Source organism: Aeromonas sp. 1HA1 (assembly GCF_029237385.1).
Lineage (GTDB): Bacteria > Pseudomonadota > Gammaproteobacteria > Enterobacterales > Aeromonadaceae > Aeromonas > Aeromonas popoffii.
In genome coordinates this window covers 1-25,740 of record NZ_JAACGC010000063.1, presented here as the reverse complement: position 1 = coordinate 25,740, position 25,740 = coordinate 1, and the positions used below count along the sequence as shown (strand labels likewise).

General features: G+C 58.0%; 17 protein-coding genes. 13 read left to right on the top strand and 4 right to left on the bottom strand.

What is annotated here, in order from left to right; all coding sequences use genetic code 11:
• Positions 1 to 220: 220 nt before the first annotated feature.
• The gene (locus tag GWQ22_RS16860) at positions 221 to 1,111 is read right to left on the bottom strand and encodes an NERD domain-containing protein (RefSeq protein ID WP_275931021.1); all 891 of its coding nucleotides are present in this window, start codon (positions 1,109 to 1,111) and stop codon (positions 221 to 223) included.
• Positions 1,112 to 1,672: 561 nt separating this feature from the next.
• On the opposite strand from GWQ22_RS16860, the gene GWQ22_RS16855 reads away from it, so the two are divergent.
• The 3 genes from GWQ22_RS16855 to GWQ22_RS16845 all read left to right on the top strand — a co-directional run bounded on the left by GWQ22_RS16855 (position 1,673) and on the right by GWQ22_RS16845 (position 4,705).
• The gene (locus GWQ22_RS16855) at positions 1,673 to 2,323 is read left to right on the top strand and encodes a DedA family protein (RefSeq protein ID WP_042035551.1); all 651 of its coding nucleotides are present in this window, start codon (positions 1,673 to 1,675) and stop codon (positions 2,321 to 2,323) included.
• 304 nt (positions 2,324 to 2,627) lie between these two features.
• Positions 2,628 to 3,923: a DEAD/DEAH box helicase gene (locus GWQ22_RS16850; RefSeq protein ID WP_275931020.1), complete on the top strand. Its 1,296-nt coding sequence runs from the start codon at positions 2,628 to 2,630 to the stop codon at positions 3,921 to 3,923.
• 137 nt (positions 3,924 to 4,060) lie between these two features.
• Positions 4,061 to 4,705 (top strand): DUF2913 family protein, encoded by a 645-nt coding sequence (locus GWQ22_RS16845; protein ID WP_108536939.1) that lies wholly within the window; start codon positions 4,061 to 4,063, stop codon positions 4,703 to 4,705.
• 254 nt (positions 4,706 to 4,959) lie between these two features.
• Here the strand turns inward: GWQ22_RS16845 and GWQ22_RS16840 are convergent, their stop codons facing one another.
• On the bottom strand, positions 4,960 to 5,931 hold the full coding sequence (locus GWQ22_RS16840; RefSeq protein WP_275931022.1) for a questin oxidase family protein: 972 nt from the start codon (positions 5,929 to 5,931) through the stop codon (positions 4,960 to 4,962).
• Between the two features lie 67 nt (positions 5,932 to 5,998).
• On the opposite strand from GWQ22_RS16840, the gene soxR reads away from it, so the two are divergent.
• From soxR to GWQ22_RS16825, 3 genes are all read left to right on the top strand, one after another.
• Positions 5,999 to 6,463 carry a redox-sensitive transcriptional activator SoxR gene (gene soxR / locus GWQ22_RS16835; protein ID WP_042035556.1) on the top strand — a complete coding sequence of 155 codons (465 nt, stop codon included), beginning with the start codon at positions 5,999 to 6,001 and terminating at the stop codon, positions 6,461 to 6,463.
• A gap of 79 nt (positions 6,464 to 6,542) precedes the next feature.
• Positions 6,543 to 7,121, top strand: a complete 579-nt coding sequence (locus GWQ22_RS16830; protein ID WP_275931019.1) for a class I SAM-dependent methyltransferase — start codon at positions 6,543 to 6,545, stop codon at positions 7,119 to 7,121.
• Positions 7,122 to 7,132: 11 nt separating this feature from the next.
• Positions 7,133 to 7,543 (top strand): nuclear transport factor 2 family protein, encoded by a 411-nt coding sequence (locus GWQ22_RS16825; RefSeq protein WP_042035559.1) that lies wholly within the window; start codon positions 7,133 to 7,135, stop codon positions 7,541 to 7,543.
• 389 nt (positions 7,544 to 7,932) lie between these two features.
• Here GWQ22_RS16825 and GWQ22_RS16820 read toward each other — a convergent pair whose 3' ends face one another.
• Positions 7,933 to 9,348, bottom strand: a complete 1,416-nt coding sequence (locus tag GWQ22_RS16820; protein ID WP_212513824.1) for an FAD-dependent oxidoreductase — start codon at positions 9,346 to 9,348, stop codon at positions 7,933 to 7,935.
• Between the two features lie 12 nt (positions 9,349 to 9,360).
• Positions 9,361 to 13,818 carry a glutamate synthase large subunit gene (gene gltB, locus GWQ22_RS16815; protein ID WP_275931018.1) on the bottom strand — a complete coding sequence of 1,486 codons (4,458 nt, stop codon included), beginning with the start codon at positions 13,816 to 13,818 and terminating at the stop codon, positions 9,361 to 9,363.
• 600 nt (positions 13,819 to 14,418) lie between these two features.
• Between gltB and GWQ22_RS16810 the strand changes: the two genes are divergently transcribed.
• From GWQ22_RS16810 to GWQ22_RS16780, 7 genes are all read left to right on the top strand, one after another.
• Positions 14,419 to 15,354 carry a TIGR01212 family radical SAM protein gene (locus tag GWQ22_RS16810; protein WP_275931017.1) on the top strand — a complete coding sequence of 312 codons (936 nt, stop codon included), beginning with the start codon at positions 14,419 to 14,421 and terminating at the stop codon, positions 15,352 to 15,354.
• Between the two features lie 390 nt (positions 15,355 to 15,744).
• Positions 15,745 to 17,889, top strand: coding sequence for a type I secretion system permease/ATPase (locus GWQ22_RS16805; RefSeq protein ID WP_212513827.1), 2,145 nt, complete (start codon positions 15,745 to 15,747; stop codon positions 17,887 to 17,889).
• The gene (locus GWQ22_RS16800) at positions 17,882 to 19,300 is read left to right on the top strand and encodes an HlyD family type I secretion periplasmic adaptor subunit (RefSeq protein ID WP_275931016.1); all 1,419 of its coding nucleotides are present in this window, start codon (positions 17,882 to 17,884) and stop codon (positions 19,298 to 19,300) included. Before GWQ22_RS16805 ends, GWQ22_RS16800 begins: the two co-directional genes overlap by 8 nt.
• Positions 19,301 to 19,335: 35 nt before the next feature.
• Positions 19,336 to 20,655 carry a TolC family outer membrane protein gene (locus GWQ22_RS16795; protein ID WP_042035568.1) on the top strand — a complete coding sequence of 440 codons (1,320 nt, stop codon included), beginning with the start codon at positions 19,336 to 19,338 and terminating at the stop codon, positions 20,653 to 20,655.
• 120 nt (positions 20,656 to 20,775) lie between these two features.
• Entirely contained in the window at positions 20,776 to 21,525 is a 750-nt protein-coding gene (locus GWQ22_RS16790; protein ID WP_212513829.1) for a transglutaminase-like cysteine peptidase, read from the top strand.
• A 3-nt stretch (positions 21,526 to 21,528) separates the two neighbouring features.
• A complete protein-coding gene (locus tag GWQ22_RS16785) occupies positions 21,529 to 23,454 on the top strand; it encodes an EAL domain-containing protein (RefSeq protein ID WP_275931015.1) in 1,926 nt (641 codons plus the stop codon).
• A gap of 266 nt (positions 23,455 to 23,720) precedes the next feature.
• A partial coding sequence (locus GWQ22_RS16780) for a retention module-containing protein (RefSeq protein ID WP_275931014.1) occupies positions 23,721 to 25,740 on the top strand: 2,020 nt, incomplete at its 3' end.

The window sequence follows — 25,740 nt, the reverse complement described above, 5'->3', positions numbered from 1 at the left end:
GAACAGGGATTGCAGGCTGGAGCTCACTCTGGGAAGGCTGGCAAACACTGCAAAGTAAACTGGACGGCTTTATTGCCGCCAAAGAGATGATGGCTTCGGGGATCAAGATCTGATCAAGAGACAGGTTTTACCTTTAGCCTCTCCTTGTGTAAATTGCATGAATATATCTGTGGTATCGGCAAATGATGATGTCAGAAATAATCGTTTCACTTTTCTTTCCCTATAATGAGTGGAGATGTTTTTCATTATGTTTTGAGGGGAGAAGGGGCTGTATTTGTCTGCACCGGGGATATCCGCTACACCCCCAAAACTGATTGCCCTTGTTTTCACCCCGAGTAGCGGTTCGCAATACCATATGGCTGCCACATTTTGGACAGGCGGGGGTGTGATCGCCGAGTGTCTGGCTTATCTCCACCGGGTCATATGCAGCCAAGTTCACGGGGACAGTTTTGGCTGTCATTGGTTTGCTATGTGGAGTGGCATGGCGCGCCTTTAGTTGTGCAACATGCTGTTTATGGATCTGCCAGTTGGCGGCCAGTCGTTCTTGCTGGATGGTTTCGACAATGTGGGAGACTTCGGCAGGGGTCAGTACGGGAGTGGTCTTTCTTTTTATATGGCTGACCAGACCACGCCGCATGACGTTGTCTGGCATGGGCGTCTTGAAGGTGCAGTCGCCAATAAAATAGACGATCGAGTGCAGCTGGTGATCTGCCAGTCCCAGCAGGGATTTGAGAGTCATCACATGCAGATAGTTTTGATGCAGCGGGTTCTGAAAACCGTGCCGGCGTCGAAAGAGTTGCTGGGTCCAGCGCTTGTGTCTTGGATCTCCGAAGATCCACCCCTTCATGTTTTTGGTCTCTATCACAAATACCCCAAAGCGGGAGACGATAACGTGATCGATCTGGGTGGTGCCCTGCTCGAGCGGCAGAGTGACATTGTTCAGCAGCTGATATTCCTGCTTGTCGAGAAAGAGCCGGATGCTGACGTTGATCAACCACTCTCCGATCATGCCCTTGAACCAGGGGCTTTTGGCGATGGTTACCAGCAACAGTAGCGGGAGCAGATACCAGAGTTGAGCCAAAACAACGGCTATTAGAGCGGTAAAGTCCATTTCATTTCTCCTTGCTCCTCGAAACCAGTCCCTGACAGCGGAGGCTTTTTAATTGGCCTTGGCCAGCGCTGGGGCGACCGGGTCAGCGTCATACGGAAAATAGGGTGTCGAAGTGAACTACTTTAGCGAGTTGACTGAGGTGAATGTGTGACCGCTTCCACCAACTGAGTGGTTCATCACTATTTTTCTGCGCCAGTGCCACAGAAAAAGGCGGGGTGATCGGCGAAGGGAGGAGCAGGAAGGGGGGTGGCTTAGAAACCCATCACCAGCCCGACGCAGTAGCAGCTGGTGTTGTGGCTGAACATACCGCGGGCCACCAACCGGGTGTGGGTCACGTTGATGTGATACTTGCTGCTGTCGTGCTCGATCCAGAGCCCCAGCGAGTATTTCGTCGCGCCAAGCCGATTATCTCCGCCGCATTAATTTTTTGTTCACTTGACCGGGTGTATAACGAAAGCCTTTCAAGGAGGAAAAAGAGATGGCGACAGGGTGTGTCAGCCGCAGCGGGGGCCATCCGGTTCCCCAGGATGGATGCTCACTGACGTTGATGGGAGTCACCAGATGCAGGATATACTGCTTGCCATATGGCAACAGGACTTTGACCAATTGATCCAGATGCAGGCGGTGGGCCTGCTCGTCACCTGTCTGGTGGTGATCCTCTTTCTCGAATCAAGCTTCGTCTTTTTGCCCCTGCCTGGTGACAGTCTGGTGCTGCTGGCCGGTGGTCTGGTGGGCATGGGGGTGCTTGGCCCCGAAGTCACACTGATTTACTTGCCCCTTGCCGCCGGGCTTGGCAGCCTGATCGCCTATCTGCAGGGCCATGCGCTGCACGGCACCTCCTTCATGGGCCATGTGGAGCGGATGATCCCCGCTGGCAGTCTGCCACGAGCCTCGCGTCTGCTGCAGAACTACGGTTTCTGGGCTCTGTTCTCCTCCCGTTTCGTGCCCTTTGTCAGGGTGCTGACGCCCATGCTGATGGGGGTTTCGCGCCTGCATCTGCCGCGGGTGATGATGGCAAGCTTTGCCAGCGCCTTCCTCTGGGCCCTGCTGCTGAGTCTGGTGGGCAAGTTCGTGATGGCGGCCCCCGTGTTTGAGCAGTATCACGAGCTGATAACCAAGGGTCTGCTGGTGACTTCCCTTGGCCTGTTCGTCATCGCCATGGCGGCCATTGCCATCCGGCTGTTCAAGCGCCCGACCAACCGTATCCGCTGATCGGCTGCGGGTGGCCAAGGTCACCCGCGTGTTGTTTGTGAATGTTTACCTGGCCAAGGTGCGGTGCCGAGCGGACCGCCAGGGTCGCCTATCCCCGTTCAAGCAGGTACCTGGCAGGAGGATAAAAACTCAGGTCATTTGAGGCAGAATTTGTGATGCCTATCTGTTACACTTCGCGCCCGCCATTTTCCGGCTCACTTTCTGACTTGATGTCGGACGCAGCCACCGGTGGTATCAACCTCCGCCTCGCCTACGCCGAGCCGCAAGCCAAACACAGCCCAGCTGGAACACAGGAACCCAATTTATGAGATTTGAATCGTTCGATTTTGCCCCCGAGATTTTGCGTGCTGTCTCAGATTGCGGTTATCAGGAGATGACCCCTGTGCAGCGCCAGGCGATCCCGACCATACGTCGTGGTCTCGATGTGCTGGCCAGCGCCCAGACGGGTACCGGCAAGACTGCCGCCTTCGCCCTGCCGATACTGCAGCGCCTGGTGGATAAGCCGACCGAGCTGCAACCGTCCAACGCCCGTGTGCTGATCCTGACCCCGACCCGCGAGCTGGCGGCCCAGGTGGCGGGCAACATCAATGATTTTGCCAAGTACCTGGATGTCACCGTGCTGACGCTCGTTGGTGGCGGCAAGCAGGATGTGCAGGCCAAGAAGCTGAAAGCGGGTGCTCACATCATAGTGGCGACCCCGGGTCGTTTGCTGGAGCACCTGACTGCCTGTAACCTCAGCCTCTCTGGCGTCGAGTGTCTGGTGCTGGACGAAGCGGATCGCATTCTCGACATGGGCTTTAGCGCCGATGTGCAGCAGATCCTGCAAGCGGTCAACAAGGACCGCCAAAACCTGCTCTTCTCCGCCACGTTTTCCGACGGGGTGAAGAAGCTGGCCAACGTCATGTTGGACAAGCCGCAGATCATCAGCGTTAACAAGCAGAACTCCACCGCTGACACTGTCACCCACACCGTCTATCCGGTGGAGCAGAAGCGCAAGCGCGAGCTGCTCTCCGAGCTCATCGGCAAGCAGAACTGGCCGCAGGTGCTGGTATTTGCCAGTACCCGTGAAAGCTGCGACGAGCTGGTGGCCGAGCTGAACCTGGATGGCATCAAGTCCGCCGTGGTGCATGGCGACAAGGCCCAGGGCAGCCGTCGCCGCGCCTTGCGTGAATTCACGGAGGGCAAGGTGCGGGTGCTGGTCGCCACTGAAGTGGCCGCCCGTGGTCTGGATATCCCGGATCTGCAGTACGTGGTCAACTATGATCTGCCGTTCCTGGCCGAAGACTATGTGCACCGCATCGGTCGTACCGGCCGCGCCGGCAAGAGCGGTATGGCCATCTCCTTCGTCAGCCGCGAAGAAGAGCGCACCCTGCTCGAGATCGAGGCGCTGATCGGCCAGAAGATCCGCCGTGTCATGGTGCCGGGCTACCAGGTGGGCAACCGTGACGAGCTGATCAAGCAGTTGCAGGAGCGTCGTCGCTTCGGCAAGCGCCCCCAGCGCGATGACAATGCCGCCGCCCAGGCCATGGCCGAAGCCAAGCTGCAGGGCCAGCGCCTCAAGCGTCTGGCGGCAATGAAGAAGCCGCGCCAGCCGAAATAAGCGCGCCCAACCCCGCCCGGGCCTTTCCCTTGTCAGGGCAGGTCGGACGGGGCGATTTTGTCTATAAAGGCGCCACTGGCGCCTTTATGCTGTTGATGACCCGGCCTCTGGCCCGCCCGTCTCTCTGAGGACTCGTGATGACACCTCCCAACTACAATCAGGCCTTGCTCGACATGGCCACCCAGAGCCTTGCCGAGCTGGCGCGTACCGCCGAGCAGAAGGCGGGCAAGCGCACCCCGGCTCAGGAGAGCCATTTTCTCTGCACCTGGATGGCGGACTCCCTCAAGGAGAAGCGCTTCTCCCGGCTGGTGATGGAGGATCTGAAAGGCTGGATCCAGCAGGGCCGCACCCTGGGGGCTGGCGCCGATCTCAAGGGCTTGCTGGAGCGTATCGCCTTCCAGTACGCCCGTGTGCAGGCGGACTCCCAACAGCTCGGCACCAAGCTGGCCACCATGCTGGCCGAGCTGGAAAGCGCGGGTTGGTTAGTGTTTACCGACAGCGAGGTGAGCGCCAAGCTGCGTCTGCAGGGGCAGGGCCAATCCAGCCTGGTGATCTCCAGCCGCGAATATGGCGAGCACCTGGTCCAGGGGGAGTTGATCAAGCCGCTGACCCTCTATGCGCGCTGTGATGAAACCCAACTGGCCGAGGCAGCCTTTCGCCACGGCCTGCTGCTGAGCCAGGGCAACAAGAAGACCACGCTGGTCAAGCACCACAAGGCGTATTGTCTGGTGCCGGCCAACCTGCAGCCCGCGCTGGCGCTGCTGGCCGAGGCGAAAGCCTGACGGCGAGCGCCTTCCCCGGTTGTTCCCAACCCCCGGCCAGATGCTGACCAACACGGGTGACTAGCCCATCCGCCGGCTCAAGTGGCTACTGCCCATGTTGGGGCCGAGCCAGCAGAGCCAGCCGGATGTGGGTCTAACTCAGGTCTACGATCTGTCACGCTCTGGCCTTTATCACCTCGGGTATCACACCTGGCCCTTGACCCTGAGGGTTGCGCCGCGTTGCCCGGCCAGCAGCTGCGCCCTGGGCGTGCTTGTCACGCCTTGCCGCTGCTCGCATCCAGCAGCCCCACTGCGCGGGCCGCCACCGCCAGATAACGAGGCGAGGTTTCCCGTTCCCGCCAGCAGCAGTGCACCAGCTTGATCACATGATCGTCCAGGCTAGCCAGTGCCCGCGGCAACACCCTCTCCCAATCCAGCCCAGTGGTGTCTGGCCAGCGTTGAGATCGTAACGCGGGCGCCCCGACCGTGATATAAGCGGCCGCCACCGCCTGCCACATCAGGGTTTGCCACGGCGCTTGCCACTCGCCGGGCAACTGCTGCTCGACCAAGATGGCTGCCCGGCTGCCGGTCACCATGTGCAGCACGGTGAAATTGCCGGTCTGCCAATAGAGCTTCAGGGCGATATCGGCCAGCTGGGCCAATACCGCCGACGACTCGACGAGTGAGCGTGGCAGTGTGCCCGGCCAGCGCGGCGCCTCTGCCACCTTCTGCAATCGTTCTGTGATCCACTCTCCCTGCCAGCTCGCACCCTCCCACTGTTCAGATACCCCGGCCAGCAGGCTGGCGACATCCCGGCTGGGCGCGGCCTCTCCGGCGGGCAGTATCAGGGAGCGGCACTGCCAGGCGGCCAGCGCCGCGGCCTGCTCACCCACATGGCCATTTTCCAGGGCGCAGGCGAAGCGGATAAGGGGATGAAAGGCCCCTACCGCAGGGGAAAGCCGGCGTGCCAGCAGGGTTTCAAAGGTGGGCTGCCAGCCTTCGGTGGCCAGCCGCGTTGTCAGTTGCTGACGCAGCCTGACGAAGCTGATTTCATCCTCCCCCTGACCTATTTCCCCGCTCGGCAGCGCATGGGTTGCCTGCCAATGATCGAAGAAGTGTTGCAGCTGGCGGGAGCTGGCTCCCATCTCGTGCAGGGCATGCAGCGCCATCGGGCAGTGGTTGGTGGTACCCCTGCCATTGAGGGCAAAAGCACGGTTGGCGTCGAGCAGGCGATGAAGATAGTGAATAATCCATTTGACTCCTTTCGTTGAGGGAGAGAGGATTGTGCAAGTTAAAGCTAACTTGAGGTCAAGGATGGATGCGGATCGCAAGTGGTTAGCCATAGGCCAGATAGCCAGGCGCTCCGGCGTCAACGCCAGTGCCTTGCGTTTTTACGAGCAGAAGGGGCTGCTTCGCAGCGTGCGCAGCGATGGGGGTCAACGTCTCTATCCGCAGGATGCGCTGCGCCGGATCGCCTTCATTCGGGTGGCGCAGGGGATGGGGTTGAGCCTTGGCGACATTGCCGATGCCCTCGCCGGTTTACCCGATGGTCGCACACCGGATCGCCGCGACTGGGAGCAAATCGCCAGCCAGTGGCAGGGGCTGCTCGATCAGCGTATCGAGGCCCTGCAGCAGCTCAAGGGCAAGCTCACCTCCTGCATCGGCTGCGGTTGCCTGTCGCTCGAGCACTGCGCCCTTTATAACCCGGATGATCAGGCAGCAAGACAGGGTGCCGGTCCCCGCTATCTGCTGGGGGAGACGCCGCCGTCCGACGCGTGATCAGAAACATGATGAACATGAGTGTCGACCCAACCATGCCATGCACAGGGCCGACTCGTTTAACCGTGAAGGAGGATACATGACACTGGAACAGCTTAAACGGGAGCTGGAGCAGTTTGGCGCATACAACGACAGCCAGCAGCAGACCCGTGGCAGCAAGATGCTCAACATCACCCGCGATACCGGCGAATTGCTGGCGGTGCTGGTACAGACCAGGGGGGCCGACGCCGTGCTGGAGATAGGTACCTCCAATGGTTACTCCACCCTCTGGCTGGCCGAGGCGGTACGGAGGCTCGATGGCCGGGTCACGACCATAGAGCTGGATGAGGGCAAGCGTGCGCTGGCCTGCACCAACTTCCAGCGTGCCGGCCTGAGCCCCTGGATCACCCAGCTGGGGGGCGAGGCGGGGGCCCTGCTGGCCGAACTGCCGACGGAAGGTTATCAGCTTGTCTTCCTGGATTCAGATCGTCAGCACTATCGGGCCTGGTGGCCGCAGATCCGGCGCCTGCTGGCCCCTCGTGGCCTGCTGGTGGTGGACAACGCCATCTCCCATCGGGATGAGATGAGCGAGTGGATGAGTGAAGTGCAGCGCGATCCGGCCTTCCAGAGCACCTTGGTGCCGGTAGGCAAGGGGGAGTGGCTGGTGGTGCGTCTGTAGGGAGAGTGAGCATGGAATTCAAGACCATGGAACCAAAAGCTGTGGTAGAGGCCTATTGGCAGGCCATGCAGAGCAACGATTTTGCCAAGGCGGCCAGGTGGCTGTGCGAGGATTATGTATGTGACTGGCCGCAGTCGGGCGAGCGGATCGCGGGGCGCTGCAACTTCATCGAGATCAACCGCCGCTATCCGGCGGCGGGTCCCTGGGATTTTGAGGTGGTCCGCCTGCTGGAGCAGGGGCGGGAGGTGGTGACCGAGGTGTTGATCACCGATGGCCTGGTACAGGCTCGTGCCATCACTTTTCACTCTGTGTGCGGGGACGCCATCCTGCACCAGACCGAATTCTGGCCTGATCTCCACGAGGCTCCCCACTGGCGTCGTCCCTGGGTGACCCCGATCCCCCGGGAGTCGCAACTCGCCTGATCCCGACCCCCAGGGTGAGCCATGCCACCCTGGGGGGAATGAGTATGTTGTGTTGTTACCTTCCATTTATTCCCGTTATCCATTATTTCGCTGCATATCCCCACATTTCATTGTTTGGCAATGGAATGGTCCGCGTTATGTGTTGTCCATGCCGATAGTCAGCCGGATTAGTCTTTGATTTTGCAGTGAATGATAATAATCAGCACGCTACGGATTCAGGTTTGGGAAAAACAATTGCATGGCGCCAATGTGTTTTATTTGGCAAGCATGCTGGGTGTTTATCAACATAACGAAGTGGATCATGAAAAAAATACGCGCCCTAAAAAACAGCCCCGCATCTGCGGGGCTGTTTGCTTGGGGAGGGTATTGGACGCGGCTCAAACGGCAGATTAAACGGACAAGTAGTCCATGATCCCTTCGGCGGCCTTGCGGCCCTCGTAGATGGCGGTCACCACCAGATCCGAGCCGCGCACCGCATCGCCACCGGCGAACACCTTGGGGTTACTGGTCTGGAAGGCATAGTCCGCCTGCTCACGGGCCTTGATCCTATCCCGGCTGTCGAGCTCGATGTCGTATTCCGCCATCCAGGGCTGCGGGTTGGGCTGGAAGCCAAACGCCATCACCACCGCATCGGCCGCCAGCACCTGCTCGGAACCCGCGATCACCACAGGATTGCGGCGGCCGTTGGCATCGGGGGCACTGAGCGCTGTGCTCACCACCTTGATGCCGCAGGTGCGGCCATGGGCATCGAGTTCGACGCCGACCGGCTGCAGATTGAACATGAATTCCACCCCTTCCTCCTGGGCGTTCTTCACTTCCCGCTTGGAGCCGGGCATGTTCTCGGCGTCGCGACGGTAGGCGCAGATCACCTTGTCGGCACCCTGGCGGATGGCGGTACGCACGCAGTCCATGGCGGTATCGCCACCGCCGAGCACCACCACCTGCTTGCCGGCGAAGTCGATGTAATCGGCCTGCGCCTTCTCAAAGCCCAGCAGCCGGTTGGCGTTGGAGATGAGGTAGGGCAGGGCGTCATACACCCCGGGGGCCGTCTCGTTGTCGAAACCGCCCTTCATGTATTTGTAGGTGCCGACCCCGAGGAAGATGGCGTCGAACTCACCGAGCAAGTCGGCGAAGGTGACATCCTTGCCCACCTCGGTTTCGAGGCGAAACTCGATCCCCATCCCCTCGAAAATCTCGCGCCGACGCTGCATCACCTCTTTTTCCAGCTTGAAGGAGGGGATGCCGAAGGTTAGCAGGCCGCCGATCTCGGGGTACTTGTCAAACACCACGGCGCTGACACCGCTGCGCGCCAGCACGTCGGCGCAGGCGAGCCCGGCTGGGCCCGCACCGATGACGGCGACCCGTTTGTCGGTTTTCACCACATTGGAGAGATCCGGGCGCCAGCCCATCTCGAACGCCTTGTCGGTGATGTATTTCTCGATGTTGCCTATGGTGACGGCGCCGAAGCGATCGTTGAGGGTGCAGGCCCCTTCGCACAGTCTGTCTTGCGGGCAGACCCGGCCGCACACTTCCGGCAGGCTGTTGGTCTGGTGAGAAAGCTCCACCGCCTCCAGGATGCGCCCCTCGTTGGCCAGTTTCAGCCAGTTGGGGATGTAGTTATGCACCGGGCACTTCCACTCGCAATAGGGGTTGCCGCAGTCGAGGCAGCGATCCGCCTGCATGCCGACCTGGGCCTGGTTGAAGGGCTCGTAGATCTCCACAAACTGGATCTTGCGGATCTTGAGCGGCTTCTTGGGCGGGTCAACCCGCTGGACATCGATAAACTGGAATACGTTCTGGCTCATAGGGTTCCCTCCTTATTGCGCCTGGATTCTGAGTTCTGCACTGGAACGGCTGGTGTGGCCAAGCAGGGATTTGACGTCGCTGGACTTGGGTTTGATCAGCCTGAATTTGGGCACATAGGTGTCGAAATGGGCCAGGATCTCCTCGGCGCGCGAGCTGCCGGTCTCATTGAGGTGCGCTGTGATGATGCCGCGCAGGTGCTCCTGGTGGATGGCGAGGTCTGCCACATCCAGCAGTTCCACCAGTTCGGGGTTGGTGCGCTTGGCGAAATTGCCGCACTCGTCCAGCACGTAGGCAAAACCGCCGGTCATGCCCGCCGCGAAGTTGACGCCGGTGGCGCCGAGTATGGTGACGATACCGCCAGTCATGTATTCACAGCCGTTGTCGCCAATCCCCTCGACTACCGCCAGGGCGCCGGAGTTACGCACCGCGAAGCGTTCACCCGCCGTGCCTGCCGCGTAGAGCTTGCCGCCGGTGGCGCCATAGAGGCAGGTGTTGCCTATGATGGCCGCCTCGTGGGACTTGAACGCCACGCCGACGTGGGGTTTGACTACCAGCTTGCCGCCTGTCATGCCCTTGCCCACGTAGTCGTTGGCGTCACCTGTGAGTATCATCTCGAGGCCACCTGCGTTCCAGACGCCGAAGCTCTGGCCTGCGGTGCCGTTGAAGTGAACCCGTACCGGATCGGCCGCCATGCCCTGGTTGCCGTGGCGTTTCACGATCTCGCCGGAGAGGCGGGCGCCCACGGAGCGATCCGTGTTGCGGATGTCATAGCGGAATTCGCCGCCAGACTTGTGCTCGACCGCCGCCAGCAGGTCTTCCACCATCTTGAGGTTGAGCGGACCCTTGTCGAAGGTGGGGTTGTGCTGCTGGCTGAACAGGCTGGAACCTGCCGGTGCCACCGGGCTCGCCAGTATGCCGGAGAGATCCAGCTTGGCCTGACGGGCGGTGAGTCCTGGCAGGGCCTGCAGCAAATCGGTGCGACCGATGAGATCCGTCAGCTGGGTCACACCCAGCTGGGCCATCAGCTCGCGCGTCTCTTGTGCGATGAACTGGAAGTAGTTCATCACCATCTCCGGCAGGCCGGTAAAGTGCTCGCGGCGCAGCTTCTCATCCTGGGTGGCGACGCCGGTGGCGCAGTTGTTCAGGTGGCAGATGCGCAGGTATTTGCAACCGAGCGCCACCATGGGGCCTGTGCCGAAGCCGAAGCTCTCGGCGCCGAGGATGGCGGCCTTGATGATGTCCAGACCGGTTTTGAGACCGCCATCCACCTGCAACCGCACCTTGTGGCGCAAGCCGTTGGCCACCAGGGCCTGCTGGGTTTCGGCCAGGCCCAGCTCCCAGGGGGAACCGGCATATTTGACCGAACTCAGCGGGCTGGCGCCGGTGCCGCCGTCATAACCCGAGACGGTGATGAAGTCGGCATAGGCTTTGGCCACACCGCAGGCGATGGTGCCGACGCCGGGCTCGGAGACAAGCTTGACCGACACCAGGCAGTCCGGGTTGATCTGCTTGATGTCAAAAATAAGCTGGGCCAGATCCTCGATGGAGTAGATGTCGTGGTGCGGCGGCGGGGAGATCAGGGTGACACCGGGCACGGAATAACGCAGCTTGGCGATCTGGGCCGTGACCTTGTCACCGGGCAGCTGACCCCCTTCGCCGGGTTTGGCGCCCTGGGCCACCTTGATCTGTACCACGTCCGCGTTCATCAGGTAGTGGGGGGTGACGCCGAAGCGCCCCGAGGCCACCTGCTTGATGCGGGAGTTTTTCTCGGTACCGAAACGCTTGGGATCTTCGCCACCCTCGCCCGAGTTGCTCTTGCCGCCGAGCCGGTTCATGGCGACCGCCAGTGCCTCGTGGGCCTCAGGCCCCAGGGCGCCGATGGACATGGCGGCGGAGTCGAAGCGGGGGAACAGTTCGGTCGCAGGCTCTACTTGATCCAGCGCGACCGGGTTGTCGACCGTCTTCAGGGCGAGCAGATCGCGCAGGGTGGAGACAGGGCGCTCGTTTACCAGACGGGCGTACTCCTTGTAATCGGCATAGTTGCCGGAGCGCACCGCAGTTTGCAGGGTCTGTACCACGTCCGGGTTGTAGGTGTGGTACTCGCCGCCGTGGACAAACTTGAGCAGGCCGCCCTGGGTGAGGGCCTTGCGTTGCAACCAGGCCTGACGAGCCAGGTTGAGCTGATCCTGCTGTATGTCGGCAAAATCGGCGCCCTGGATACGGCTGGAGACGCCCCGGAAGCACATGGCGACCACCGCGCTGGAGAGGCCAACGGCTTCAAACAGCTGGGAGCAGCGGTAGCTGGCGATCGTGCTGATGCCCATCTTGGACATCACCTTGTAGAGCCCCTTGTTGATGCCGTTGCGGTAGTTGAGCATGGCCTGGCGCAGGCTCATCTTGAGTACGCCTTCCTCGACCTGTTTGGCCAGCGTCTCGTAGGCGAGGTAGGGGTAGATGGCGGTGGCGCCAAAGCCCAGCAATACCGAGAAGTGGTGCGGATCGCGACAGCTGGCGGTTTCCACCAGAATGTTGGCGTCGCAGCGCAGGTTGTGGTCTACCAGGGTGTGCTGTACCGCGCCCACCGCCATGGCGGCAGGAATGGGCAGGGTATTGGCACTGACGTCCCGATCCGACAGGATCAGCAGAACAGTACCGCCACGCGCCTTGTCGGCGGCGTCGTTGCACAGTCGCTCCAGCGCCCCTTGCAGCCCCTCTTCGGGCTGGTAGTTGAGGCTCAGCACCGCATGACGATAGTGCTCCCCTTCCAGCGCCAGCAGCTGATGGAAGTCGGAATAGAGCAGGATCGGTGACTGGAACAGCACCCTGTGGGCGTGGCCGAAGGTCTCGTTGAAGACGTTCTGTTCGCGACCGATACAGGTGGCCAGCGACATGACGTGGTTTTCCCGCAGGGGATCGATGGGCGGGTTGGTCACCTGGGCGAACATCTGGCGGAAGTAGTCATACAGGGTGCGCTGGCTGGAGGAGAGCACCGCCATCGGGGTGTCATCCCCCATGGAGCCCACCGCCTCCTGGCCGTTCTCGCCCAGCACGCGGATGATCTGATCCAGCTCCTCGTAGGAGTAGCCGAACAGCTTCTGATAGGTCTTGAGCTGATCGTCCGAGAGCTCGCGGGCACCTGTGCTGGCATCATCCATCTGTTCGAACGGCACCAGCCGTTTGCAATGCTTGTCCATCCACTGCTTGTAGGTGTGACGGCTCTTGAGATCGTCATCGATCTCGAAGCTGGTCCACACCTTGCCGTTGCGGGTATCCACCACGAACAGCTCGCCCGGGCCGACCCGGCCCTTCTCCAGCACCTCGTCCGGGGTGTAATCCCAGGTGCCTACTTCGGAGGCCAGGGTGATGAACTTGTCCTTGGTGATGACATAGCGTGCCGGACGCAGGCCGTTGCGGTCCAGCGCACAGGTGGCGTAGCGGCCATCTGTCATGACGATGCCAGCCGGGCCATCCCAGGGCTCCATATGCATGGAGTTGAAGTCATAGAAGGCGCGCAGGTCGTCATCCATGTTCGGGTGTTTTTGCCATGCAGGCGGGATCAGCAGGCGCATGGCGCGGAACAGGTCCATGCCACCGGCCAGAAACAGATCCAGCATGTTGTCGAGGCTGGACGAGTCGGAGCCCGTAGTGTTGACGAAGGGGGCGGCTTCTTGCAGATCCGGAATGAGCGGGGTGGCGAACTTGTAGCTGCGCGCCTTGGCCCACTGGCGATTGCCAGCGATGGTGTTGATCTCACCGTTGTGGGCCAGGTAGCGGAATGGCTGCGCCAACGGCCAGCGCGGGCTGGTGTTGGTGGAGAAACGCTGGTGGAACACGCAGATGGCGGCCTGCATGCGAATGTCGGCGAGATCCAGATAGAAGCGCGGCAAGTCCACCGGCATGCACAGTCCTTTGTAGACTGTGACCAGGTTGGAGAGGCTGACCACGTAGAAGTAGTCGTCGCTGATGCGCTTCTCGATGCGGCGACGCACTATATAGAGGCGGCGCTCGAGATCCTTGTCGACCCAGCCGGGTGGTGCGTTGACAAAGACCTGTTCAATGCTGGGCAGGGAGGCTTTGGCGATGGGACCGAGCACATTGGTATCGATGGGCACTTTGCGCCAACCCACCAGACTCAAGGTCTCTCTTTCCAGCTCCTCGTCGATGATGTCGCGGGTCTGCTGGGCCAACAGGGGGTCCGGATTCAGGAACAGCATGCCGACGGCATAGTTGCGGCCCAGGTGCCATCCTCTCTCTTCGGCGATCGCGCGATAGAAGCTGTCCGGTTTTTGTAGCAACAGACCGCAGCCATCGCCGGTCTTGCCGTCGGCGGAGATGCCACCGCGGTGCTGCATGCGAGCCAATGCTGACATCGCGAGACGGATAAGTTTGTGGCTGGCTTCACCTTCCATGTGGGCCAACAGGCCGAAGCCACAGTTATCCCTCTCCAGCTTTGGATCATATAGTGACATTGCATTTCTCCCTTGCTCGGCCTTGCATCGCAAACTGCATAAATTGCGATTGGCTCTTGTGGTTCCGTCCGCCTGACGTGGCGAATCTCCAAACTAATGGGATTTTTCGGCAAGGTCAATTGGACATCCCGGCTGTTTTCAATATTACAAACTCATAACAAAATGTCGGGGTGCGGGTGTATATGGGGCTTGAATTGGCTATTGCTCTGGCTGTTTTTGTTTTTGCGGGATTTAATACTGATATCTTGGGGTTTGTTGGTTGACTCAGTGGGGACGGGGATTTGTAGTAATTTTACCAATTTATCCTATCGGTGAGCGGTGACGATCACAATTATGCACCCTGTATCTTGCATTTGTCGCCAACGGGACTATGAGAAAAATTTCATTGTTCAACAGGTGGTTAGCTTGCTGCTATTCGGTTGTGACCTGGGGGCGCTTTTTAGCTGACGTGTTTCGAAAGCGTCAATAGCTACCCACTTGCAAATATTTATCCAAATATTGGTGAATATTTATATGTTTTCTGACTCTCGCCTCCCTTGATCCAGCTCAGCGCCCTGTTTGTGCAAGCTCGTACAATGGCGCTCCTTTAGCGGAGGTGTCATGCAGTTACACGAACTCGTCAATACATTCGGTCAGGATCTCAAGCAACGCCACGGCCTGAAGATCCACAAACTCTCCATTCATGGCGCCTTCACCTGCCCCAACCGGGATGGCACCCTGGGCCGCGGTGGTTGCACCTTCTGCAATGTCTCCTCTTTTGCCGACGAGTCAGCCCAGCAGCTCTCGGTGGTGCAGCAACTGCTGGCGCGCCGGGATGAAGTGACCCGTGCCAAGCGCTATCTCGCCTACTTTCAGGCTTATACCAGCACCTATGCCGAAGTTGAATATCTACAGCGTATGTATGAAGAGGCGCTCTCGGTCAGCGACATGGTGGGGTTGTGTGTCGGCACCCGGCCCGATTGCGTGCCGGATGCTGTGCTGGACTTGCTGGCCAGCTATCAGGCCCGTGGCTACGAGGTATGGCTGGAGCTGGGATTGCAGAGTGCCAATGACAAGACCTTGCATCGCATCAATCGGGGCCATGGCTACGCGGCCTATGCCGATGCGGTCGAGCGAGCTCATCGGCGTGATATCAAGGTATGTGCCCACCTGATCGTCGGCCTGCCCGGTGAAGTACCCATGGACAGCCTGGATACATTGCACCGCATAGTGGAGACGGGCGTGGAGGGGATAAAGCTGCATCCGCTCCATGTGGTTGAGGGCAGTACCCTCGGCAATGCCTGGCTGGCGGGTCGACTGGAAGTGCTGACTCTGGAGCAATATGTGGAGGCAGCCGTGGCCATGATCCAGCATACGCCCCCCGAGGTGGTTTATCACCGCATCTCGGCCTCGGCTCGTCGTCCGACCTTGTTGGCGCCTGTCTGGTGCGAGAATCGCTGGACAGCCATGGCCAATATTGCTAGTGAACTGGCTCGTTCCGGCGCTCAGGGGCAGAGGCTGGGGCGACCTTTTTCCCTCGCCGGATGTATTGCGTGATCAATCAAGTTTTGTCAAAAAACAGAGGGTTATTAGATGAAATTCAGTCTTTGCAGTATAGTTGCAGTAAAGTTGTCTTGATAATATGACTAGGCTTGAAAAAGAAATCATTATCAATGATCTTGTATTATTTCCAATGGATCGGCGGGATAGACCGGACATGGCGCCATCTTGTGTCGCTATTAAGAACCGATCAAGCCGTATCGCCTTTGGGCGTAATGCCTCTCAGGTCTGACGATGCCATCCCGCGTCATTTACCTGTGTTTTAACGTTAATCAGGCTGTTGATCTCTTGCCGTGGAGTCAGGGTTCTTTATTCCACGAGATCGCGTTCGCCGGACAGCGATGTGTGACCACCACAGTCGACCTAATCATGCAGTGACAGGATGCTATGCAAGCAGAAACTAACCGTATTGATGAGTTGTTGGAGAGTTTGGTCTTCCTGACCCGCTTTTATGGCGTACCCAACAGCAGGGATGCCCTGACCACTGGATTGCCGTTGGTATCCGGCCTGCTGACCCCGAACCTGTTCAGTCGCGCCGCCGAACGGGGGGGGCTGTCTGCACGGGAAGTGATCCAGCCCCTTGCCGATATCTCCTCCCTGTTGTTGCCCTGCGTGCTGCAGATGCGCAACGGCGGTGCCTGCATACTGCTGGAGTGGAACGAAGAAAGAACCCAGGGCAAGGTGATTTTTCCTCAAGCAGGGGATGCAGCCGAGTGGCTCAGCATCGCCCACCTGGGCGATGAGTATCTGGGCAGGCTCTTCTTCGTCAAAAAACAGTTCAAGTTTGATGATCGTTCCCCCAAGGTGCTTGAGACCCGTGATGGACACTGGTTCTGGAGTACCTTGTTTGAATCCCGTGGCATTTATCGGGATGTGCTGATCGCCTCCGTTTTGATCAACCTGTTTGCGGTGGCCAGCCCGCTGTTCACGATGAACGTCTATGACAAGATAGTCCCCAACCTGGCGTTCGAGTCGCTCTGGGTACTGGCGGCGGGGGCCATGGTGGTGTTTACCTTCGATTTCGTGATGCGTCAGTTGCGCAGCTATTTTATCGATATCGCGGGCAAGAAATCAGACGTGCTGCTGTCGGCCAAGATCTTCGCCAAGGTAATGGGTATGCGGATGGAGTCCAGACCTGCTTCCACCGGTGCCTTTGCCAAACACCTGCAGGAGTTCGAATCCGTGCGGGAGTTTTTCACCTCCGCCACTGTCTCGACCCTCATCGATCTGCCCTTTGCGCTCTTCTTCCTCTTTATCATCTGGATGTTTGCTGGCGTCATGGTGGTGGTGCCAATCGTCGCCATGTTGATCCTGGTGGCCTACAGCTTCTATATCCAGGCGCCGCTCAAGCAGTCCATCGAAGAGGGATCGCGGCTCGCTTCCCAGAAAAATGCCAACCTGATCGAGAGTATTTCCGGGCTGGAGACCGTCAAAATTTTCGGTGCCGAGAGCATGTTCCAGCATCGCTGGGAGCAGGCGGTATCCCATATATCGACCTGGGGCGTGCAGACGCGCCGCATCACCAACTCCATGTCGTCCCTGGCCAGCTACATCCAGCAGGTAGTGACGGTGGGCTTGGTGATCGTCGGTGTCTATCAGATATCGGAAGGGTTGGTCACCATGGGCGGCATGATTGCCGCCGTCATGCTCTCCAGCCGCGCTATCGCCCCTATGGTGCAACTCTCGGTTCTCTCCACCCGTTACAACCAGGCTAAATCCGCGCTGGAGATCCTGGAGAAGATCATGATGACGCCGGGTGAGCAGGAGGAGGGTAAGCAGTACATCCATCACCCTGTCATCGCCGGCCGGATCGAATTTGATAATGTGTCGTTCAAGTATCCGGGGATGGAGACAAGCACGCTGCACAATATCAATCTGCGTATTGAGCCGGGTGAGAAGGTGGCCATCATAGGTCGGATCGGGGCGGGCAAGACCACTCTTGAAAAGATTCTTATGGGGCTTTATCGACCCACTGATGGTTCGGTTCGTCTCGATGGGTTCGAATTGGATCAACTGCCCGCGTCTGTGATCCGGCGTAATATCGGTTGTGTCCCCCAGGATGTGACCCTGTTTTTTGGCTCGGTACGTGACAACATCATGTTGGGTAATCCGCTGGTGGACGATGCGCGGGTTCTGCGCGCGGCCAAACGGGCCGGGGTCACCAACTTCACCAACCGTGACCCGAATGGTCTGGACAGGCAGATAGGAGAAGGGGGACGTCAGCTCTCTGGCGGTCAGCGTCAGGCGATCCTGCTGGCTCGTGCTTTGCTCAATGATCCCCCCATTCTGGTGATGGACGAACCCACCTCCAACATGGACAACCAGTCAGAGATGCAGGTCAAGCATGAGCTGGCACGACTGGGACCGGAAACCACCCTGATCCTCATTACTCACAAGACCTCCATGCTTGATGTCGCATCGCGGGTCATCGTCGTGGAGCAGGGGCAAATAGTGGCAGATGGACCCAAAGATGTAGTGTTGCAACAGTTGAAGGAAGGCAAGGTGCGAGTGCAGGAGGCGTCCAATGGCTAAATTTGGTCTGTTCAAAAAGTCGCCGTCCGATACAGTGCTGCCCGCACCCGAACATCTGGAGTTTGTCGATGATGGCGCCGCTGCCGTCCTGCTGAGTACTCCGACCCGGGCCAGAGTATTGTTGTGGGCCTGTTTTCTGTTCTTTATGAGCGCCATCGTCTGGGCTGCCTGGGCCGAGCTGGATGAAGTGACGGTCGGGCAGGGCAAAGTCATCCCGTCCCGTCAGTTGCAGGTGATCCAGAACCTGGAAGGGGGGATCGTCAAGGAGATCTTCGTCAGGGAGGGGGACATAGTCGAAGAGGGGCAGCCGCTGCTGCGTATCGATGACACCCGTTTTCGCTCCGATTTCCGTGAGCGTGAACAAGAGCTGGTGACCCTCAAGGGTGGTATCGCGCGGCTAAGGGCCGAGATTAAGAGCGTCGTGGTCAAGACTGACCCCAATCTGGGCTGGCGTGAACAGGTGGTCATCGACAAGCAGCCGATCGCTTTTCCAGATGGATTCGAGAATGTGTTTGCCGAGTACGCTGCCCGTGAAAAATCGGTTCAGGATGAACGACTTAATAGCCTGAATAACCAGCTCTATATACTTGGCCAGCAGATCGAGCAGAAAGAGCAGGAGCTGATCGAGCTCAATGCCAAGATAAGAACCGTCGGGCGCAGTGTCGATCTGGCCCGGCAGGAATTGAACATCAGTCGTCCCCTAGCCAAAGAAGGGATAGTCCCCCAGGTAGAGCTCATCAAGCTGGAACGCCAGGTCAACGAGATGCAGGGAGAGCTGGAGAGCAACCGGCTTATTATTCCCAAACTCAACTCAGTGCTGAGAGAAAGCATTTCCAAGCGCAACGACATTGCATTGAAGTTCCGGGCCGACTCACAGACTGAGCTCAACGAACTTCAGGGTAAATTGAGACAGTTGTCGGAAGGGCAGGTCGGTCTGCGAGACAGGGTCGACAGGACCAGCGTCATTGCGCCGCTCAAAGGCACCATCAAGAAACTCAAGATCAATACCCTGGGTGGTGTGGTGCAACCAGGGATGGATTTGATGGAGATCGTGCCGTTGGAAGACACCTTGCTGGTCGAGGCCAAGGTGTCTCCGAAAGACATCGCATTCTTGCGGCCAGGGCTTGATGCCGTCGTCAAGATCACTGCCTATGACTTCACTGTTTATGGAGGACTACATGGAAAGGTCGAACAGATAAGTGCTGACTCGATCCAGGATGAGGAGGGGAACTCCTTTTATCTGGTTCGTGTCCGCACCGAGAAGAGTTACTTGGGCGATGAGCTTAACGCACTTCCCATCATCCCCGGTATGTTAGCCAGTGCAGATATTATTACTGGTAAAAAAAGTGTCCTAGACTATTTGCTTAAGCCGCTATTACGGGCTAGGCAGTCTGCACTGAGAGAACGATAAGCAAACAATCTAAAAACAACATGACTGGAGATACCATGAAGAAGACGATTGTTGCCATGTTAGTAAGTGGCACCGTGCTGTTCCCTGGCCTTACCCTGGCCCAAACGCTGGAACAGTCAGTGGCACAGTCACTGGCTACCCATCCGAAAATCAAGGAAGCTTTTGACCTCTATCAGGCGCGACTGTATCAGCATGATGGCGCCAAAGGTGGTTATTATCCCACTATCGATCTGCGTGGTGGTGTGGGTTATGAAAAGACCGATAGCCCAACCACTCGTGCGGGCGGTGCTGGTGTGGATGACAGCATGACTCGCAAAGAGGCCGGGATCAGTCTGCGCCAGATGCTCTTCGACGGTTTCGATGTCAGCAGCAACGTGGCCCGGACCGATGCCGAAGCCAACGCTCAGCGTCTGGCCATGATCTCCGAGGCAGAGAACACAGCGCTGCGGGTGGCCGAGGTTTACCTCAACGTGCTGCGCCAGCAGGAGCTCCTGGAGTTGTCCAAGCAGAACCTGGAAACCCATGAGCAGATCCGCAGCGATATCAGTAAGCGGACCGACTCTGGTCTGGGCTCGACTGCGGACCAGACCCAGATCGATGGTCGTGTCGCCAGAGCCTATGCCAATGAGGCTGCCGCCGAGAACAACTATCGCGATGCGGAGAGCGAATTCATTCGCGTCGTTAACGAGATGCCAAAGGATCTGGTACAACCAGTTCCCAATGGGGCGCTTATTCCCGCCAGTCTGGATGCCGCATTGAAAACGGCCACCGAAGTGCACCCGACCCTGCTCTCCTCCCTGCAGGATATCGAAGCAGCCAAGTATCAGCATGAAGGCGCCAGATCCGGTTTCTATCCCAATGTGACATTTGAGGTAGATCAGAACTGGAATGAGGATATCGATTCAGTCAAAGGGCGTAACGATGATCTGACCGCCATGGTACGGATGCGTTACAACCTGTTCCGTGGCGGTTCTGATGTGGCAGAGAGCAATGCAACATCTGCGCTCTACTCTCAGGCGAAAGACATTCATCTGAATGCGTTCCGCCAAGTAGAGGAAGGCACTCGTCTGGCTTGGAACGCGAAAGAGTCGCTAGCCAGGCAAAAGACCTCTCTGAAAGAGCATGTTGACGCCAGCTACGACACTGTACAGGCGTACAAGAAACAGTTTGGCCTGGGCCAGCGTACCTTGCTGGACGTGTTGAACACCGAAAACGAACTGTTTGAGGCGCGCCGAACCTACATTACCGCCGAGTATGACGCTCTGTTGGCTGACTATCGTATCCTCAACGCCACAGGTAGCCTGCTCAACGCGTTTAACGTGCAGCAGCCGGCCGACTGGCAAGCCAAACGCTAATGGACAACGCATCAGGTTTGATGCGAGTGAAAGGGATGGTCGCGCTTTGCTGCTACCATCCCTTGTCTCTAATGCTCTAATGCTTGATCGGTGCAGTGACAGTCATTGGATGCCCATGGGATGAGTGTGACGGTGTGGTGGAAGGCAAGCGGTTTTAGCAGGGCGTCAGCCTTGGGGTTGCGCGCTCGCTGGCTGCGTTACTCACTGTGGTGGTTGCTGGTTTTGCTTCCGCTCATCCTCTCTGCCAGTCAACCCTTGACACCCGAAGACCTCAAGCTGGTTCAGCGCGCCGAGGAAACCTATGGGGCCAGGGCAGGCAAGCGGGTGACAAGCTGGCGTACGCTGGTCATGCAGAATCGTGATGCCGGACTGACAGAGCGCCAGAAACTGGAGAAGGTAAACCAGTTTTTCAACCAGATGCGCTTCATTGATGACATCAAGTTGTGGCGCAAGAAAGATTACTGGGCTACCCCGCTGGAGTTTCTGGGGGCGGCCGGTGGTGATTGCGAAGACTTCAGCATTTCAAAATACTTCACCCTGCTGGAGCTTGGTATCCCCGATGAGAAAATGCGGATGGTATATGTCAAGGCGTTGGATTATAACCAGTTTCATATGGTTGTTGCCTACTATGACACCCCTTCCTCCGAACCTGTGATTTTGGATAATTTGATCGGATCGATCCGTCCTGCCAGCCAACGCACGGATCTGGTGCCGATATACAGCTTTAACGGTAGTCACTTGTGGTTGATGAAGGCGCGTGGTCAAGGGGAACTGGCTGGGCAGTCGTCACGCTTGGGATTATGGACTGATTTACGCAATCGCATGACTTCCGGGCGATTGGCTCGGCCTGTGGTGAATTTGGATGATTAACCTATGACGCTCTACAGACAAGTATTGGCAACCATGTTGATCCTGTTCGGTTTGTTGTTTGCAGCCACCTACTGGGTGCAGTTCAATTCGACCCGAACCTATCTGGCTCAGCAGCAGGAAACCACCGTCATCAATACCGCAACCTCGCTCGGGTTGGCGCTGACCCCGTATTTGGAAAACGGTGACAAGGTGGGAGCTGAATCGGTCATCCAGGCCATATTTGATGGCGGCTATTATCAGTTGATCCGATTGGATTTGCTGGCGTCCAAAGATGTCATCGAGCAAGAGAACACCAGCAACATTCAGGGCGTACCACAGTGGTTTATCGGCTTGGGTTTGTTTCCCGAAGTATCCAACGAGTCAATTCTGACATCCGGCTGGCTGCAACTGGGCAAACTGAAAGTGGTGGGCCACCCAGGACAAGCCTATTACGAGCTGTGGCGGGGGATGAGCGAACTGGCAAGCTGGTTCCTGATCGGTTTTTTAATCACCACCATTTTGCTGATGAGGGCACTGAATTATCTGCTCAAGCCACTCAAACAAATTTGCGAGCAGGCTGTGGAGATTGAACTTCACCATTTCGGTCATGCCATTCCAGAGCCCAAAACCCACGAATTGAAGCAGGTGGTCCAGGCCATCAATACCCTCTCCAGCAAGTTGGCACTGCAGTTCAAAGAGCAAGCCGATGAAGCTGAAAAACTGCGGGAGCGGGTCTATGTGGATGCGGTTTCCGGGCTGGGCAACAGGGCCTATTTTGTCGGTCAGGTCAACGCCTGGATTGCCGAGGCAGGACAAGGCGGTGTCATGCTGGTGGCGGTCGACATGCTCGATGATTTGTACCGCGAAGAGGGGTTTGCCGCGCGGGACAACATGGTCAAGTCCATCGCCCAGACCTTGAAGGATCAGCTGAAGGGGTGGGATGGTGCGGCTCTGGCGCGGATCTCTGCGACTGAATATGCGCTGCTCTGTCCAACCGATGATCTGACCCAGTTGAAAGATCTGGCTGAGGTTATCAACAGCCGGATTGCCGACCTGGTCGTTAATCCGATGAGTGAAGGAGATGCCCTCTCCGTCATCGGTATTGCGGGGCGTGATGGCAATGACGATCTCTCCGCCTTGCTGACCAAAGCCGATAACGCCCTTGGCAAGGCCCGCAACGAACGCCGTGGCGCCGTGGTCATGGAAGGGGGTACAGATCAGGGAATGATGGGGCGCCTGGCTTGGCGTGATCTGGTGCAAGATGCCATTTCACGGCACTTGTGGCGCTTCAAGGCTCAACCGGCCTGCCGATTCGACAATGGGGTGCGGTTGCATGCCGAGTTGTTTGCCTCTATTTCGCGGGATGGAACCGACTACTTTGCGGGCCAGTTCTTGCCAGCCATCGAACAATTCAAGTTGGGGAGTGAATTTGATCAGGCGGTATTGGATGCCTGCATTCCTTTGCTTAAACAGCAATCAGACTTGGTGCTGGCCATCAATATCACGGTAGGTTCCCTCTGCTCTGACGAGTTTCTGACCTGGCTGACGGAGTACCTGACAGCCCATGCAGAGTTGAAGGATCGTTTGCTGTTTGAAATACCGGAAGCCGCCATCATGAAGCACAAGGAGCATGTGACCGCGCTGGTGAATACTTTGCAGGAGCATGGATTCCAGTGGGGGGTTGACCATTATGGTCGTCACTTCCAGTCTCTGGGTTATCTGGAAGAGCTGGCTCCGGCGTATGTCAAGGTCGACCATGGTTATACCAGTCAGGTCATGGAGCCGGGGGCAGACACCTCTTTCCTGGCCGCGGTTTGTCGCGCCGCCCACAATGCAGGTGTGACGACCATCGCAACCCGTGTTGAGGATCAGCATCAGGTCGAGCTGCTTTCCAAGCTGCATATCGACGGTTATCAGGGCTTTGTACACCCTGCATTTCCCTTGCCTTGAGCAATCAATATAAACACTGAGGCCCCATAGGGGCCTTTTTTTATGCGAAATATAAATAAGCATGGAGGTTTTTTAATGTCAAATCTGCTAAGGCTTTACTCGAATCCCAATTAAGTGATTGATTCAATAATATAAAAAAGACCCTTCGATTTAATGGGCGGTATTGCTCTTGGTTTGAACCAACCTTATACATTTTTGCAACGGAAGCCAGGGGGACGGGTATCTATGGTGTAGACATCAAGATCTGTCATGTTGGAGCAATGGATATGCGTACTCAAGTGATCGACAAAACCGTGGTGGTGTCTTCTATTGAAGGCAATGTTCAAATTTTGCTGGCTGATGGTAGCAGCCGCCCGCTGCAGAAAGGTGAAATTCTGCAGCCTGGTGCCAGGCTCAACATCGCAGATGACGCCAAGCTGTTATTGGCTCCCTATGACGATTCTCCTACGGCCACCACGCCAGACTCCTCCGCCCCGGATGTGCCTGTACCGGGATTGCAACAAGTGCCAGATGATGGCACAGCTACCTCCCCCGAAATCGCGGCATTGCAACAGTCGATCTTGCAAGGTATCGACCCGACACAAAACTTTGAGGCTTCTGCTGCCGGTGGGGCACCCGCTGCTGGTGGGGGCGGTGGCATTGGTGGAGTCGCCGGTGCCAGTGGTAATGGCGGTTTTGTCACCATTGATAGAACGGGTGATGCAACCATTGCCGCAGCCGGATTTGACACCACTTATCAGACCGAGCCTGTGGTGGATACAGAGCAACTCGCAGAGCCACTGCTGACCAATGAACTGAGTGATGAGGGAGAGCAGCTGACGGTTTCTGAGGGTGGGGTGCTCAATGGCAATGTGCTCACCAACACCGTCAATACGGATGGCCCTGAAGCTGCATCGGTGCCGATCTTCAGTTGGGGGGACAATATCAATGTGACTGCCGGTACGAGCGTCACGATTGATGGTGTCGGCAGCCTCATCGTCAACTCCGATGGCAGTTTCACCTTCACGCCTGCACTCAACTATGATGGTGCGGTTCCGCCTGTTACCTATGTGGTAACCGACGGAGTAGATACCGTGACCTCTACGTTGACCTTGACCATAGACCCGATAAATGACCTGAGTGATGGTGATGAGGCGTTCTCCATCGCAGAAGATACATCTGTCTTGGGTAACGTATTGAGTAATTCAGTGGATCCCGATGGGCCGCAGGGGGCCAGCGTAGTGAGTTATAGCTGGGGGGATGTGCTTGGTATTGCGGCAGGAACAACCACGACTCAAGAAGGGATTGGTACGCTGATTATTAACAGCGATGGCAGTTTCTCGTTTACTCCATCTCCTGATTTTTCCGGCGTTGTTCCACCGGTTAGCTATCTGGTAACCGATGGAGAAGACACAGTTACCTCAGTGCTGACCATCAATGTTACCCCTTTGGGAGACATCGACTTCAATGCGCAGGCACTGAACGTGGTGAGTACCGAGACTGATGCCGGGCTGCAGGTGGAGTTGACCAACACAGTGACCCTCAGTGACAGCGATGGCTCCGAGAGCTGGACCAGTTTGGTGTACACCTTTGACAACCTGCCGGCGGGGACCACGGCGGTGGGGGGCACCCTGGTGGGTAACGTGCTGACGGTGACGGTCACCGGCGGGGCCTTGCCGGATGCGTTTGGGCTGGTGTTCCCGGCGGACTATTCCACTACCGGGGTAGCGGGCAGCGCGACCAACAGCGGTGCGCCGATTGGTTACACAGTGGTGGCGACCACCGACGAGGGCAGTGCCAACAGCAGCGGGACTGTGACCATCAATGTGGAAGGGGACATCAGTGTCAGTGCGACCAGCTTGGTGCTGGGTGAAACGGATGCGCCGGTGGCGGTGTCGCTGGCGGCGCAGTTGAGTGTCAGTGCGACGGATACGGATGGCTCGGAAGAGGTGACCGGCGTGACGGTGACCCTGAGCAATGTGCCGGAAGGTGCGGTGATGGGGGGTTGGACCGCTAATGGCGGTGGCAGTTACAGCTGGAGCGGTGCGAGCGTGGCGGGCGTGCCGGGCTTTACCTTGCCGGCGGACTGGAGCGGGGTAGTGAATGGCAATGTAGCGGGGACCACGGACGAGGGCGGTGCTGCCAATCAGGACTTCACCGTGACGGTCACTGCCGGCCATGACATCGACTTCAATGCGCAGGCACTGAACGTGGTGAGTACCGAGACTGATGCCGGGCTGCAGGTGGAGTTGACCAACACAGTGACCCTCAGTGACAGCGATGGCTCCGAGAGCTGGACCAGTTTGG